Annotated in this window: 1 protein-coding gene; it reads left to right on the top strand. The window is 41.6% G+C overall.

Annotated features, from left to right (window positions below; translation table 11 throughout):
- On the top strand, positions 1-279 hold a 279-nt coding region (locus tag L9G74_RS20325), incomplete at both ends, for a hypothetical protein (RefSeq protein WP_238898583.1).

Raw genomic sequence — 279 nt, 5'->3', positions numbered from 1 at the left:
GTCGGCAAATGGATGCGAGTTAATGGAACGGCAATCACAGCCACCGCTAACGAAACTCATCCAACGTATATCGCTGAAAATAATAATAAAAACTTCATTAAAGGTGACTATTTGTTTGTTACTGGCTTGCAGAATATCGGGAACCATAACGTGGTGCTGGGTGGCGAACAGGCACAAGAAATTATCTTTCAAGGGCAGATGCCCCAACGAAAAATTAAGCAAATTGTTTGGTTGGATAATGGGCAATCCGTGGATTTTCAACAAAGTTCTGATGAGCTA

Source organism: Shewanella electrica (assembly GCF_022321485.1).
GTDB lineage: Bacteria > Pseudomonadota > Gammaproteobacteria > Enterobacterales > Shewanellaceae > Shewanella > Shewanella electrica.
This window is presented reverse-complemented; position numbering and strand designations above follow the sequence as displayed.